Here is a 14,314-nt window from a genome sequence, read left to right as displayed (position 1 = left end):
GTCCGCGCCTTCGACGCGGACAAAGTGGGAAGAGTCCGGCGACATTGTCCGCGCCTTCGACGCGGTCAAAGTGGGACGAGTCCGGCGACAATGTCCGCGCCTTCGACGCGGTCAAAGTGGGACGAGTCCGGCGACAATGTCCGCGCCTTCGACGCGGTCAAAGTGGGACGAGTCCGGCGACAATGTCCGCGCCTTCGACGCGGACACGGTGGGACGAGTCCCGCCTCCGGCGGTCTACTTCCTTCGACCTGCTTCCTCCACCTGGAGGGCTCTCCCTCGGGAGGGCTCGGGCACGGGACCTGGCTACTTCAACTGATCTAGCAACCCGAATCCGCGCGCGGCGACGACGGGATCGAAGATCTCGACGTATTCGGTGATTTCTCCCGCGTCATTGAATCGGAAGGTCGAGTAGTAGTCGTTCTTGTAGTAGCCCGCGCCGTCCTTGAGCTTGATCTCGCCGCGGTAGCGCACGAAGACGACATCAGGATCTTCCGTCGCCAGAAGCTCGTCGATCGGAAAACGCATCCCGTCGAAGTTCCCCGGCACCGGCGTCCAGTAGGCGAGAAGTCCTTCCTCACCCTCGGCACCCGCGGGAAAAATTCCGCCGTGGTAGGGATTGACCTGAACACCGTCTTCAGAGAATAGGCCGACCAGCGCGGGGATGTCTTCGTTCTCCAGCGTCTTGAAGAACTTCCGCACCGTCGCTTTGTTGCGTTCGCCGATCAGGGCGCTTTGGCCCGGTCCCCGCGAGCGCTCGGCGGCGGCCATGGCCGGGCCGAAGACATCGCGGGTACCGTCTTCGTCCTCGAGCGTGAAAGTCATGGACGTGATCGCCCACTCGCCGGCGGACTTGGCGAGATCATAGTCGTAGTGTCCGGAGACCTGCCAGAAGCGGTCGTCGAGCCAGTGGGACGCGACGACATCGGCGCGCGCGGTCGCGGCATTCCCGGAGACGTCGACCACGAGGTTCGACAGAGCGTGGCGCGTGCGGTCGAAACCGGGAAGAACGCCGGCCCACTCCGCCATGAGATCGAGCGGCTGTCTCGCTTCCGGCGGTCGGCCGTTGAGCGAGGAGTAGTCGAGGGTGAACTCATCGGCGAAGAGCCGGCCGAGGGCATCGAATTCCCCTCGGTCTGCCAGCGCCCCAACGCTCTCGACAATCGTTAGGACGGCTGCGTGGTCGGGTGTCATGGTCTTCATTTTCGTTCCTCCGCAGAGGTCGCAGCGGAAAGGCTGAGCAGGACGAGAGAGGTGGCGATGCGGGTGTTCACGGTGCCTGCTCGTTGAGAAAGCTCGCTACGGCGTCTGCCGCGGTAGATACGATGTCGGCACGGTCGTAGAAGTCGAACTGACTGACGTCATCGCCGAACCAGATCTTCTCGAGCGGTGCTCTCATGCGCCGCTCGTAGGCCTCGGCGCCGGCGGGCAGAGCCATTCCCGATGACCCGACCATCAGCACCGGCTTGGCCAGCCGTTCGGCGGAGGCTTGCGCGTCGTAGGTCAACCACGGTTTCCAAGTCAGCAGGCTGAACTTGTTGTCGTACTCCGCGATGAGTCCGCGATCTTCCTCGGTGTAGTAGGGCGCCTGGTACATCGGCGCAGTGTCGTCGTCCGTGCTAGCGGCGACGAGGATCTTCGGCTCCTGCGAACTCTCCGCTGCCTCGCTCGCCGCGATCAGACCCGCGGCGGCTTCCGGTCCTCCGTAGATCCCTTCGGCCATCCTGGGATCGTGCAGCCAGGGCGCGACGAGAGCGAGCGCCGAAAACGCGTCGTCGTTCGCCACCGCGTCCGCCATGTAGCCGGAGGAGGCACAGACGCCCAGCCCGGAGAGGCGCCCCGCTTCGACGTCGTCGCGGCCCGCCATGTAGTCGGCCGCGGCGTGGATGTCGGCGGTCTTGACGGTGGGGTCTTCTACATATCGAGGCTCGCCGCCGCTCTCGCCCCACCCGGTGAAATCGAAAGCTAGGGCGACGAGGCCCCGAGCGCCGAGTTCGCGGGCATAGGTACCCACCATCTGTTCCTTGACGGTCGTCCAGGCGCCGGTGACGATGACGCTGGGCAGGGGACCGGCTGCGTTGGCCGGCCTGAACAGGGTACCGCGCAACGGGACGCCGTCGCTCGTGAAGGTCACCGCCGCCGCGGTGACCCCCGCCGGAGCTGGCGTGTGCTGCAGGTTGATTCGCTGATCGGTCATGAGGTTCTCCTTGTTCTTCTCGCTGACCCAGGCTGGAAATCGGTCTCCGCGCGATCGCGCAGCAAGCACCGACAGGAAGATCCTAGGAATTCCACCGCGTTGTGGTCTTGCACGTTCGCGCCAAGTCCTTGAAGAATCCGCGCACCTGGCGCTCACCCCGCCCTCGGCGCCTCTGGCACTGCCGAGCCCTATGGGCTCGGCCGCAGTGCGCTAAACGGAAAGTCGGAGTTTTTTCAGCACCCGGCTAGGTGCGCGCCGCGCGGTAGCGCGTCGGCGTGGCGCCGGCGAAGCGCTTGAACGTGCGAGAGAAGTGCGCCTGGTCGGAGAACCCGGCGTCCAGGGCGACCTGAGCCAGGGGTCGGTCAGGCCTTCGAACCAACATCTCAGCGGCCCGTTCGACTCGATATTTCATCAAGAACTGGTGTGGGCTCTGGCCGAGGCTGCGCTTGAAAAGCCGAGAGAAGTGAGAGGAGCTGAGCCCCGCTTCGCGGGCGAGATCCTCGACGCCGATGTCGCTACCGTAGTTCCTCTCGATAAACGCGAGGACTCGACGGTACTCCTTCGAGGCGAAACGCGAGGCGTGCTCAGTCACCTCGTCGAGACGGTCGCTGTACCGGCGGATGAGCTTGACCAGGAAGATTCGAGCGAGCGACTCGTAGACCACGGACGAACCTGGATCGTCGCCCTCGAGGGCGTCTCGGAGCAGAGCGCCGGCCTCGCAAAGGTCCGGATCCGAGAATTGGGGCCGATTCTGGAGCTGGGTTTCCGTCAACAGCACACCCACCTCGTGTTCGGCGAATCGCCGCAGGCGGTCCGGCTCGAGCGTCACCACGATCACCCGCGAACGGCTGTGCCAGCGCCACCCTGACCGGACCCCGGCTGGAGTGACGACGATCTCACCCGGCGCGAAGAGAAAGTCGCGATGCACACCGTCTCGCCAGTTCTCGACGCGATGGGGCTGGTCCCGGAGGTTGAGCAGTAGGTGATGCTGCGAAAAGACCTCTTCCGGCATCTCGCCCGACTCGGCCTCAAAGTACTCTAGGGAGAGAAGTTCTGCAGCAGAGGGTCGAACTCGACCGGAACTCTCCAACAGCGGCTTTGTCGGATATACGTCCTGGTATCGCTGCGACATTTCTTCACGATCCCCCGCGAGCGGCCACGGAGATCCGACGACGGAGAATGAGGGCCGAAGCCCCTAGGAGCCCAGCGGCATCGCCAACTGGCGCACCGTTGAGAGCACTGCACTGGCTGGTCCAACCTTCGGCGGCGGCCTGCTGCAAGGCGGCCGAGGGTCCACACTACCAGGACACCTCGGCGGACGATGCGCCCACCCAAAGCACGGCGCGGGCACATTCGACCGTCAGGAGAGTTCTCCCGGCACATGTGACACACAGGAACGGATTTTCTCGCTTCCCTCCATTAGAAAATTCTTCTATGGGCCGAATCGGAAGGGTTGCTCTGCGTAGCCGGCACCCGGATCCATCGGACCATGGAAGGAATCTCTTATCTTTTGATCTTTGGGAGATAGACGATGCTATTTCAGTTCTTTGACTTGAGGAAACAGAAGAGTGGGTTCACCGCCCTTGCGCTGGTCATGTTGTTTGGAATGTGTCCAGTCAGCCCCGCCGAAGGCGCGGGTCTGAAGGGCAAGCTGAAGCGAGCGCTGTCGACAAAGGACAACGGCAAGCAGCCTCTGGTCGAGCTTTCGAGTATCGCAGAGGAGTCCGAGGGCAACGATCCCGCAAAGCCGGGCAGGCAGAATGTGCTCCTGGTCTCGGTTCCTCGGAATACGACTGAGATCGATGAGGGTACCGGCATCGCCTTCATCGATTTCAAGCACATCGAGCATGATGTGTCGTCGGACCTTCAGGAACGCAAGGTCATCACCTACAGAGAAGTCACCGAGGCGCTAAACGGTGGGGACGTTCGACATCGGGTGGAGGAGGAAGGCTACAGCTCCGAGATCTGTGCGAGGCAGGTCGAGGCCGCCCTGGGCCAACACCTGGCGGATCTCAATCTGTACAAGGTCTTGACCCGGGATCACATCAAGGAGGTTCTCGACGAACTCGATTTCTCGTATTCCGGGAGCGCTGACACCACCACGACCGCCAGGCTGGGCAACCTCACGGGAGCACGCATTCTCCTCTACGGGCAAGTTCAACTGTGTGTCAGTAGCACCCAGGACTACGAGACCTTGTCGCGCTTGGCACTGCGGGCCGGCGAGGCGGCCGGCGAGCACAGCAGCGGCTGGTTGGGAAATTTGGTCGGTGCGGTCAAGGAGGTAATACCAGAGAAGGTCAGAGCCTTCGTCCTGGCCCAAGTTCAGCTCATCGATTCGGAAACCGGCAAGAGGATCTTCACCTCGAGCCTCAGTGGAGAATTTGAAGACAGCCGCGGCGCCCTGGCCTACGACATGAGCCATCGTGAGCTGATCTACCGAGCCGCCGAAGACCTCGCCAACAACTTCATCGACGACCTCCTAGCCCGGCAAGAAGCGCAGTACCTCGCGCTCTACACGGACGATCGGCTGGACTTCCGGCCCGGTCTCGAGCTGATCCAGTTGGGGGATTGTGCCCAGGCGGAACAGTACTTCCGGGACGTCTACGCCCGCAAAGTGAGAAAGATGAGCGAGATGGACCTGGCTCGGTTGATGTACAACCATGGCGTCGCCCTGATGTGCGCCAATCGCCCGCGGGAGGCGCTCGACAGGCTTTGGGCCAGCCTCCGGCTGAAGAACGACGCCTCGACCTTCCAGGCCATCTCCTTCACCAACGATACGGTCGACCGGGGCCGGCGCATCGTCCAGGAAGAGGACGAAATCATTCGTACCATCCGAGAACGAAGATTCTCCAGCCAAGTGGCCAAGGTCGCTCCGGCACCGGGCACTCTTTCTGCTGACGTCTCCCCGGTTCCGTAGACACGCCAGCACAGGAGCACGGGGAGCCGCCGCAGAGGTCATGCCTTGGATCCCCTGGCAAGGAGTACACCGCATGGCATTCCCGATTCGGGAATCGAGAGAGACCTTGGTGCCCCCGCGGAACCTTACTGAACCCACCGACTCCCAGCGCGTAGAATGCGAAGGGGGCGCTCGTCGGGGCCCTTCGCCTTCGTTTCGTTGGTAGACCTCCCGCTCCGGATCGGATCGGGTGCTTGCGTCTTGGGAGTTTCACCTATGCGACATCTTCTCGTCACCCTCTGCAGCGTTCTGCTCACCTTCGCCGCCCTGGCTCAGCCACCTGAGTCCGGCGGCTCCTGGCCCGCCTTCCGCGGCCCGGCCGGCGACGGACGCCTGGACGCGGGCCTGCCCGGCGGCGAAGGGCAGGTGGGTTTCGATCTGACCTGGAAGCGGCCCCTGGGCAGCGGCTATTCCGGGATCTCCATCGCCGACGGTCGGCTGGTGACCCTGATGGCTGCGGGGGAGCGAGACGTGGTGCTGGCACTCGATGCAAGCAGTGGGGAGGAACTCTGGCGCTTCGACCTGGCGCCGGCCTATGCCGGCCATGACGGCTCCCACGACGGTCCCATATCGACCCCCGCGATCGCGGACGGCCGGGTGTTTGCCCTGAGCCCCTGGGGACGATTCGTCGCCCTGGATCTACAAGACGGGGCCGAGGTATGGAGCGTTCATCTGAAGGACGACCTCGGCATAGATCCGCCGTTCTACGGCTACGGCGGGTCACCGGGGGTGGCCGGCGGCACCGTCGCGCTCCAAGCCGACGGCGAGGAGGGCACGGTGATCGGCTTCGACGCGGCCACCGGCGAGGTTCGCTGGCGGGCTCTGCCCGGTGGGGAGATCGGTGCGCAGTCGGCCGTTCCCACCACCCTGGCCGGCAAAGAGCAGTTCGCGGTGTTGAGTTCAGCCCGCGTCAACGGCCTCGATCCGGCGGACGGCGCGGTGCTGTGGGAGGTGCCGCTGGAAGGCGATTCCGGCGCCAAGGGGGCCTTCAGCCAATCCCCAATGCCGATCGGTGGCGATCGCCTTCTGGTCAAGCACAAGACCGAGGTTTCCGAAGTCATCCAGATCGCAAGGGACGGCTCCGATTTCAGCGCCGAGTTGGTGAGGGAAAGCCGGGGCCTCGCCAACAGCTACAGCCCGCCGGCGGTGGGCGGCAGAGAACACCTCTACGGCTACACCTCGCTGTTCTTGAGCGCGATGGATCCGGCGAGCGGCGACCTCCTGTGGCGTTCTCGCGAACCCGGCGACGGTTTTCTGATTGCGGTGGAAGACCACCTCGCGGTGTTGACCAAGACCGGCAGCCTGCATCTCGGCAAGGCCTCACCGGAGGGCTGGCGCGGAGGCGCGGAAATCGACTTGTTCGAGGATCTGGCCTGGACACCACCGAGCTTCGCCGACGGCGCCGTCTTCGTGCGCAGCCTGGGAGAGCTGGCGCGGGTGGACCTGGTGCGGCGAGAGCGCGTATCGACCGGAGGGAGAGCCGTCGACCCACCGGCGATGTTGCAGCCGCTGCTCGTCCAGCTCGCCGAGGCGGAGGATCCCGGCAGAGCCTACGAGACCTTCCTCGGCGAGCGGGAATTGCCGCTGGTCGACGGCGAGACGGTGACCTTCCTGTGGCACGGCGAAGCGGAGGACGTGGCCATTGCCGGCGACATGATCGGTATGCGACGCGAGGAGCCGATGCATCGCGCCGCGGGCACGGACCTCTGGTGGTGGACGACCCGGCTTCCGCTCCAGGCGCGCATTCGCTATGTCCTCTACGTGAACTACGAGCCGATCACCGATCCGCGCCAGCCGCGCACCACGCCTTCAACCCTGTTGGGCCCGGACATGAATTGGAACCGCGGCGAGCCGATGCCGATGTCCTGGTTCGCCATGAGCCAGTGGCCTGGCCTCGAGAAAGCAGCCGACGCTTCTCAAGGGCCGGCCAAGGGCCGGCTCGAGACGATCGAGCTGACCGTCCAACCCCCGACGCCGGACGACGGAGAGGCCCCGGAACCGGTGCAGGTGCCGGTCCAGGTATGGTTGCCGACGGGCTACGACGCCTCAACGGATCGCTACCCGGTGGCCTACATCCATCACCGGGCGGCGATGGACCTCGGCGGTTGGCGGGAGACCCTCGACCGCGAGGTGGGAAAGTCCGTGGCGCCGCTCATCGCCGTGATGCCGCAACCGCCGCGGATGCGCGGATTCGGCGCCCTGTTCGTTGAACAGATCGTCCCTCAGATCGACGGGCAATACCGCACCATCGCGGACCGGGAGGGGCGGGCGAACGTCGGCATGGGCTGGAACTCACAGGCCGCCGCCACCCTCACCTTCGGCAACCCGGACGTCTTCGGCAAGCTCGCCATGCAGAGCGTCTTCATGCTCGAAACCGGGACCGAGCGTTTCGAAGGCACGGTCGGGGAGGCCACGGCGGCAACGGTTCCCTTGGACATCTACTTGGAATGGGGCCGCTGGGACCTCGATAGCCCCCACGAAGAGATGGATCTCCGGGCCTCTTCGAAGCGGATCTGGGATTTTCTGCGGGACCGCGGCTGGCAGCCGGCCGGCGGCGAAGTATGGGACAGCACCGACTTTGGGAGTTGGAGCCAGCGAACGGATCTGTTGCTCCAGACGCTCTTCCCGCTGCAAGTCGAGGCGGCTCGCCTCGCGGCCTGGCAAACGGGGCGATAGTTTCTGCTGGCACAGGCGGTACAGTCGCGCAAGAAGTGATCGTTCGCTGCCAAGACTGACGTCGCCGGAATTGTCGAGGTAAAAGGTGAGAATCGCTATTGAGAGCACCCGTAGCCTACTGCTGCTGACGATGGCGGTCGGCTGGGTCGTCGGCGGGCCGGGTCCGACGGGAATTCAGGGCGAAGCGACCGCCGGGTTGACACCGATCGCCGCCTCTTCGGAAGACTCGGCGGCGCCTCACCCGGCGGCGGGCGATTCCCTGGCTGCCGCTCTCGCTGAGGCAGGGCCAGCGGCGGTCGTGGCGATCCATCACGGAGTGGACGTCTCTCGGCACAGCGGAGCCGTCGACTGGCAGGTGATCGCCGATCAGGGCTTCACCTTCGCAGTGGTCAAGGCGACGGAAGGGGTGGACCTCGAGGACTCGGCCTTCCAGGGCCACTGGCCGGCGATTCGGAAGGTCGGTCTGCGGCGCGGCGCCTACCACTTTTATGTCACCGAAGACGATCCTGTCGAACAGGCGGAGTTTTTTCTCCGCACCGTCCCTTTCTCCTCCGGGGATCTGGTGCCGGTGGTCGATGTCGAGTTGATCGGCCACAACACCCCGCCGGGCCTGGCCGAACGACTTCGGACCTTTCTCGATCACATCGAAAAGCGCGTCGGGGTGAAGCCCATGATCTACACCTCACCGCACTTCTGGAACCGGCACCTAACCGCCGATTTCGGCGACTACCCGCTGTGGATCGCCGAGTACGACGTGGCGGCGCCGGTACTGCCGAAGGGCTGGGAGCAATGGCACCTGTGGCAGTCAAAGGGGGACGCGACGGTCGAAGGGGTGGCAAAGGGGGCGGACCTGAACCTCGGCAACCCGCGCCTTGACGCCATCGCATCGCTGCTCATTCCGTAGCCGAGGTCCGCTCGACGAAACTCGCCACCAGGAAGGGGTCGAGCATCGCCCCGGCGCGCCGCTGGAGTTCGGCTACGGCGAGGTCGTGACGCGCCGGATAGGGCAGCGTCGCCCCCGCCTGAAGCACCATGTCCCAACAGTCCGCCACGGCGGTAATCTGGGCCGCCAGCCCCGGCCGGCGGGCGGCGGATTCCGGATAGCCACCGCGTCCGTCCCACGCCAGGTGATGTTCGAAGGCCACCAAAATCGGCACCTCCGCCATCCCTTCGATCGCCGCCAGGCGCCTCGCTCCCAACTCCGGGTGGCGCCGGCGCAGCGCCGGCGACGGCATCCGGCCCTCGAAGTCCAGGTATCCGATGTCGTGCAGCAGGGCCCCCACGCCCAGGCCGTGGAGCGCCTCGCCGGCCAGGCCGAGGGCGCGGCCGTGGTGAATCGCCAGCAATCCGACATTGATCGAATGGCGCCATAGGCGCTCGTTCTGCCCATCCTCCCGGAAACCCGCCAGCAGGGCGAAGGTGCGGTCCTGCTGGGCGGTCGTTTCGAGCACCTGCCAGAGGGTGCGTTCGAGCTGAGCGAAACCCTTGGTGAGATCCTCGGCCAGCAGATCCAAACCGTCGCGCAGCGCGTCAATGCGGCCTTCGAGGCCGGCTCCGAAGCCATCGTCCGACGAATCGCCGATCGCCAGCCGACCGATCTGAATGTGTTCCCCGGAGGTCGCCGGGTAGGCGCCGGCGAGGGCCTGGAGCAGGTCCGCCAGCTCTTCGCCGGTCACCCCCAGTTGCAGGGTCAGCCGCTCGACCCGGGCACGGGTCATCGCCTTGCGCAGCGCGGCAGCGTAGACGCTGCCGCGCTGCCAGGGTTCGTGATCGACCGCCAGGTCGTCATCCACCAGCAGCAACGTCACCTCTTCGGTCTGCCGCGCCGTGAGGGCCACGGCGAAGGCCTCTTGGAGCTTGCCTAAGGCCTGTCGTGCCCGCGGGTGTTCGGCCGGGTACAGGCCGAAGGTGGAAGCGGCGTGAGACAGCCCCATCAAGAAGCCGCGGGTGGCGCCCGCCGCCTCGGCAGGAGCCAGGTTGCCGGTGTCGGTCATGGGCCTCCTTCGCGGGCGAGCCTCTGGCACACCCTGCGGATCTCGTGGTCGCGCACCTTGAGGCCCTTCTGGACCCACATCTGCCGCGCCGCCGGCGGGTAGCCGGCGAGGGAGGCATAGGCGGCACGGCGCTCCTCCAGCGGAACCAGTCCGAGACCCCCGAAGAAGCGAGCGAGTTGGGGAAGGGCGGCGGGATCCCCGATGTGGCCGAGGCTGGTGAGCGCCTGCACCCGCAGCGGCCGGTCCCGGGCGAGGGGACCGCGGCTCGCAAGCAGGGCGAGCAGCGGCCCAACCGCTTGCCCACGCTGAAAGGCGCCGACGCCGTGCGCCATACGCATCCGAATGCGCTCGTCCGGGTCGTTCAGGGCGGATGCGATGCGCGCCGACGGCAGGTCCGGATCGCGGCGCAGCAGGCTCTTGATCGCCTCCAGGCGAACCCGCGAGTCCTCGTGGTCGGCGCAGTGGTGGATCCAGGCGAGCGCCCCGGGATCGTCGACCTGCGCCAGCAGGGTCAGCATGTTGCGCACGACGAACCAACGGGGATCCTGCAGGCGTTGGGCGGCGAGGGGCGCGACATAGGCCGAGAAACGTTGCAGCACCGCCAGCAGCAGGCGCCGGTCGGCGCGGTCCTTCGTCTCGTTCAAGGCCTCGATAAGCTGCTCGAGCAGGCCGAGGCCAAGGGCTTCGACCAACGGATCCGCCGCTTCCGGTCCGGTGGAACGCAGGGCATCGAGGAGCCATTCGACGGTGCGCGGTCCGGCAAGCCGATGTAGGCAGCGGGCGGCCGCCTGGGACACTCCTGCACCTTGGCCGCCGTCGGGATCCGTCAGGCTTCGCACCTGCTGCACCAGCGCTGTCGCCGCCGCGATCCGCCCGCTGCTGACCAGGGATCCAAAGACCTCTTCCAGCCGGGTAAAGAGCTGGTCGGCGCCCTCGTCGTCCAGAAAAGGATCTTGCAGCAGGACGAGGATGGTGCGCAGCAGACTTTGGCGCAACGCCCCCGGCTGCAGGGTGTCGAGGGAAGCATCGAAATCCGCCGGCACTTCCAGGCGAGGGTCCACCACCGGCAGGCGCACCGCGAATTCCCCTTCATCCTGCTCGTCGCCGGCGCCCGCCTGATCGAGATCCTGGCGCAGCAGATCGACCAGCGCCGTCGCCTCGGATTCGCCGCCGGCCGGTCCGGACGGGCGATTGAGCGCTGGAGCCGCCACCACCAAGCCCTCGATCAAACCCATCAAGTGAGCTGAGAAGCCGCTGCCGCTCTCCCGCATCGAGCGAATGGCGGCGATCAGATCCGGCGCCGCGGTCGCTTCGAACAGGGTCTCCAAGGCCATCTCGTCGCCCTCTGGAGAGGCCAAACGGCTCAACGCCGCCTCCAGTACCGGGATGCGAACCACCGACGGCAGGGCGTCGAGCAGTTCCAGAACCTGCCGCACCAGGAGCCGCGAGGCGGCCTGGTCTGAAGCCTGCCGGAGGTGCTGTCCGATCGATTCGGCCAGCCGCGCGGTGAGCTTCCTAGCCTCTTCCGGCAAGGCGACGGTACCGGCGGCACCGGACTCCTCCAGGCCGGAGGGAAGCAGGCGGCGCACCAGCAGCATCACCGCTTCCATGGTTCCGTCGCCGACCTCCTCGCCGAGCTCGCCGGAGAGGATCCGGTTCCACAGGGAATAGGCGCGGTCACTTCCGGCCAAGTCTTCAACCGTCAGCAGTTCGGAGTAGTCCACCGCCTCGGCGCCGATGGTAGTCAATCCCCGACGCTGGAGTTCCTGCCCAAAATCGATCCGCTGGCCGTCCTCGGGCGGATCATCGCTCAGCAACTGGAGGAGCGTCAGGAGGTCGCTCAGCGCCACCCCTTCCTTGAAGATCAGGAAAGCGACATTGCGCACGTAGAGGGCGTCGGCGAGCTTCTCGACGCCGACCCCGCCGATCACGTCCGGTCCGGCCATCAGAGTGTCTCGCGCCACCCCCAGGCGAATTTCTCCGGCCGGCGCCAGCAAGCCGCGGAGCTGGCCCAACGCCGGCTCCAGGGCACCCTGCCGCTCCGGATGGCCGGCCGGATAGAACACCAGCTTGCGCCAACCGAGGGCGAGTTCCTTGGCGAACTCTTCGAGCGAAAAAACCGGCTCTTGGGATGCCATACACCGGAGAGTCTACCGCCTCAATTCGATCGGCAGGCGGCCCCGTCGAGGCTCGATCTGTTGGCCGCCGGCCGCGGTCCCAGCACGGCGGTTTCTACCGTGAGGGACGGTATGATCGAGGAATGCAAGCACCCCAGCGAACGTCCACCGCCGTTTTCCTCGCCGTCATTCTCGTTTTCGCGGTCTCCGCCGCGCCCCTTTCCGCCGTCGAGGGCAAGTGGACGCCGGAGCAGATCCTGGCCCACGACCCCGCTTGGCTCGCCGAACTGGGCCTGGAGATCGCGCCACAGGAGTTGTGGAAGGCGGCGGGTGGGGGATTGCTCGAAGCGATCGTCCAGATCAACGGCTGTAGCGCCGGCTTCGTCTCCGACGAAGGACTGTTGATCACCAACCACCACTGCATTTTCTCCATCCTCCAGGAGCATTCGACGCCGGAGCGAGACCTGATCGATCAGGGCTTCCTGGCGGTGGACCGGTCCGACGAGCTGCCGGCGACGGGGATGCGGGCACAGGTGCCGGTGCGCTTCGAGGACGTGACCGAGGCGGTGATGGCGGCGGTGCCCGCCGGAGCCGACGACGGTGAGCGCTTCGAGGCGGTGGAGCGGCGGCGCAAGGAATTGGTCGCCGAGTGCGAGACCGAGAACTTCCGCCGCTGCCGCGTCGCCACCTACGACGGCGGCGTGCGGATCGTGCGGATCGAGGCCATCGAATTGCGCGACGCGCGGCTGGTCTACGCACCGCCGCGCTGGGTGGGGGAATTCGGCGGCGAAGTGGACAACTGGTCCTGGCCGCGCCACGCGGGCGACTTCGCCCTGGTGCGGATCTATGCCGGCGAGAACAACGCACCGGCGGAGAAGGCGGCCAGCAACGTGCCTTATCGTCCCCGTCGTTCGCTGGAGGTGGCACCGGGCGATCTCGCTCGGGACGACTTCGTGATGGTGGTGGGCTATCCCGGCCGCACCTTCCGCTCGCAGGTGGCGGCGGAGATGGAGGAGACCGGGACCCTCTACTTCCCGCGCCGGAGCGCCCTTTTCCGCGACCGCATCGCCCTGATGAAGGCCGCCTCGGAGGAGGGCGAGGAGGCCCGTATCGCCCTGGCGGATCGCATCAAGAGCCTGGAGAACGCCGAGAAGAACGGCCGCGGTCAGGTGGCCGGCCTGGAGCGCGGCCAGATCCTCGACAAGAAGCGATCCCTCGAAGAGAGGTACACCGCCTGGGCGGAAAGTCGCACCGAAGAGCAGGAGGGCCTAGCGGCCCTCGGCGCCCTCACCGAAGCGGCGGAGGCCAACCAGGCCGCCGGCTGGCAGAGGGACTTTCTCCTCGGCCAGGTGCGCAGCGGCCCCCTCGCCTTCGCCCTGACCCTGGGAATGGTGCGCGGCGCGCAGGAAGCGGAAAAGCCGGATATCGAACGGCGAGCCGGCTACCAAGAGCGCGATCGCCCCCGCCGCCGCACGTCCCATGAACGCAACCAGAAACGCATCCACCCGCCCACCGAGCGGGCCTTGATGCTCGACTGGCTGACGCGGGCGGCGGCGCTGCCCGCGGACCAGCGCCTCGCCTCGATCGACGCTCTGGTGAAAGGGGACGAGACGAACGACGCTTCGGTCGCCGCGGCCGTCGAGACGCTCTACGCCGACACCGGTCTGATGGACCTGGAGACCCGTCTGGAGCTGTTCGATCTCGACCTTGGGGCGCTTGAGGAGCGGGCGAAGTCGGACCCGCTCCTCGCCTTCGCCTTCGCCCTGACCGGCGATCTCAAAGAACTCGAAGAGCGGGAAAACCGCCGCGCCGGGGCGGAGTTGCGCTTGCGGCCCGCCTGGCGCCGCTCTCTGGAGCGTTTCCTCGGCCGGCCGCTGGACCCGGACGCCAACGGCACCCTGCGGGTCAGTCTCGCCCACGTAAAGGGCTACTCGCCGCGCGACGCGGTGTGGATGGAGCCGTTCACCACCCTCGCGGGATTGATCCAGAAGCACACCGGCGAGGATCCCTTCGACGCTCCGAAATCGGTGCGCGAGGCCGCGCCGGAATCTCCCGCCAGTCGCTGGGCGGCGCCCTTCCTGAAGGACGTGCCGGTGGGCTTCCTCGCCACCGGCGACACCACCGGCGGCAGCTCCGGCAGCCCGGTGCTCGACGGCCGGGGCCGGCTGGTGGGCGTGAACTTCGACCGGGTGTGGGAGAACATCGCCAACGACTTCGGCTACAACCCGGAGATCGCCAGGAACGTCAGTGCCGATGTCCGCTACATGCTGTGGATGCTCGAGTCAGTGGCCGGGGAGGGCGCCGCGGCTCTCCTCGAAGAGCTAGGCGTCTCGCCACCGGATCGATGACCCGGAGCCCTGAGAGGGACTCCTAATTC

General features: G+C 66.3%; 9 protein-coding genes. 4 read left to right on the top strand and 5 right to left on the bottom strand.

Translation table 11 applies throughout. The features are described 5' to 3' along the window. Positions 1-303: 303 nt before the first annotated feature. The 3 genes from AAF481_04355 to AAF481_04345 form a co-directional block, all read right to left on the bottom strand. A complete protein-coding gene (locus AAF481_04355) occupies positions 304-1,200 on the bottom strand; it encodes a nuclear transport factor 2 family protein (protein ID MEM7480383.1) in 897 nt (298 codons plus the stop codon). Between the two features lie 67 nt (positions 1,201-1,267). Continuing rightward, positions 1,268-2,194: an alpha/beta hydrolase gene (locus tag AAF481_04350; protein ID MEM7480382.1), complete on the bottom strand. Its 927-nt coding sequence runs from the start codon at positions 2,192-2,194 to the stop codon at positions 1,268-1,270. A gap of 244 nt (positions 2,195-2,438) precedes the next feature. Continuing rightward, on the bottom strand, positions 2,439-3,206 hold the full coding sequence (locus AAF481_04345; protein MEM7480381.1) for an AraC family transcriptional regulator: 768 nt from the start codon (positions 3,204-3,206) through the stop codon (positions 2,439-2,441). Between the two features lie 519 nt (positions 3,207-3,725). Between AAF481_04345 and AAF481_04340 the strand changes: the two genes are divergently transcribed. The 3 genes from AAF481_04340 (at position 3,726) to AAF481_04330 (ending at position 8,730) form a co-directional block, all read left to right on the top strand. Next, positions 3,726-5,111, top strand: a complete 1,386-nt coding sequence (locus AAF481_04340; protein MEM7480380.1) for a CsgG/HfaB family protein — start codon at positions 3,726-3,728, stop codon at positions 5,109-5,111. A 255-nt stretch (positions 5,112-5,366) separates the two neighbouring features. After that, positions 5,367-7,826 carry a PQQ-binding-like beta-propeller repeat protein gene (locus tag AAF481_04335; GenBank protein ID MEM7480379.1) on the top strand — a complete coding sequence of 820 codons (2,460 nt, stop codon included), beginning with the start codon at positions 5,367-5,369 and terminating at the stop codon, positions 7,824-7,826. An 85-nt stretch (positions 7,827-7,911) separates the two neighbouring features. Further along, complete coding sequence (locus tag AAF481_04330; protein ID MEM7480378.1) at positions 7,912-8,730, top strand: GH25 family lysozyme; 819 nt, start codon at positions 7,912-7,914, stop codon at positions 8,728-8,730. Here AAF481_04330 and AAF481_04325 read toward each other — a convergent pair. Both AAF481_04325 and AAF481_04320 read right to left on the bottom strand, forming a co-directional pair. Next, positions 8,720-9,820, bottom strand: coding sequence for an HD domain-containing protein (locus AAF481_04325; protein ID MEM7480377.1), 1,101 nt, complete (start codon positions 9,818-9,820; stop codon positions 8,720-8,722). The genes AAF481_04330 and AAF481_04325 overlap by 11 nt on opposite strands. Further along, entirely contained in the window at positions 9,817-11,958 is a 2,142-nt protein-coding gene (locus AAF481_04320; protein ID MEM7480376.1) for a HEAT repeat domain-containing protein, read from the bottom strand. Before AAF481_04320 ends, AAF481_04325 begins: the two co-directional genes overlap by 4 nt. A gap of 122 nt (positions 11,959-12,080) precedes the next feature. On the opposite strand from AAF481_04320, the gene AAF481_04315 reads away from it, so the two are divergent. Beyond that, on the top strand, positions 12,081-14,285 hold the full coding sequence (locus AAF481_04315) for a S46 family peptidase (GenBank protein ID MEM7480375.1): 2,205 nt from the start codon (positions 12,081-12,083) through the stop codon (positions 14,283-14,285). Positions 14,286-14,314: the final 29 nt, after the last annotated feature.

It is taken from the genome of Acidobacteriota bacterium, from assembly GCA_039030395.1.
GTDB lineage: Bacteria > Acidobacteriota > Thermoanaerobaculia > Multivoradales > JBCCEF01 > JBCCEF01.
This window is presented reverse-complemented; position numbering and strand designations above follow the sequence as displayed.

Coding starts and splice junctions, on each gene's coding strand:
- AAF481_04355 (MEM7480383.1), bottom strand. CDS start 1,200: ATGAAGACCATGACACCCGACCACGCAGCCGTCCTAACGATTGTCGAG.
- AAF481_04350 (MEM7480382.1), bottom strand. CDS start 2,194: ATGACCGATCAGCGAATCAACCTGCAGCACACGCCAGCTCCGGCGGGG.
- AAF481_04345 (MEM7480381.1), bottom strand. CDS start 3,206: ATGCCGGAAGAGGTCTTTTCGCAGCATCACCTACTGCTCAACCTCCGG.
- AAF481_04340 (MEM7480380.1), top strand. CDS start 3,726: ATGCTATTTCAGTTCTTTGACTTGAGGAAACAGAAGAGTGGGTTCACC.
- AAF481_04335 (MEM7480379.1), top strand. CDS start 5,367: ATGCGACATCTTCTCGTCACCCTCTGCAGCGTTCTGCTCACCTTCGCC.
- AAF481_04325 (MEM7480377.1), bottom strand. CDS start 9,820: ATGACCGACACCGGCAACCTGGCTCCTGCCGAGGCGGCGGGCGCCACC.
- AAF481_04320 (MEM7480376.1), bottom strand. CDS start 11,958: ATGGCATCCCAAGAGCCGGTTTTTTCGCTCGAAGAGTTCGCCAAGGAA.
- AAF481_04315 (MEM7480375.1), top strand. CDS start 12,081: ATGCAAGCACCCCAGCGAACGTCCACCGCCGTTTTCCTCGCCGTCATT.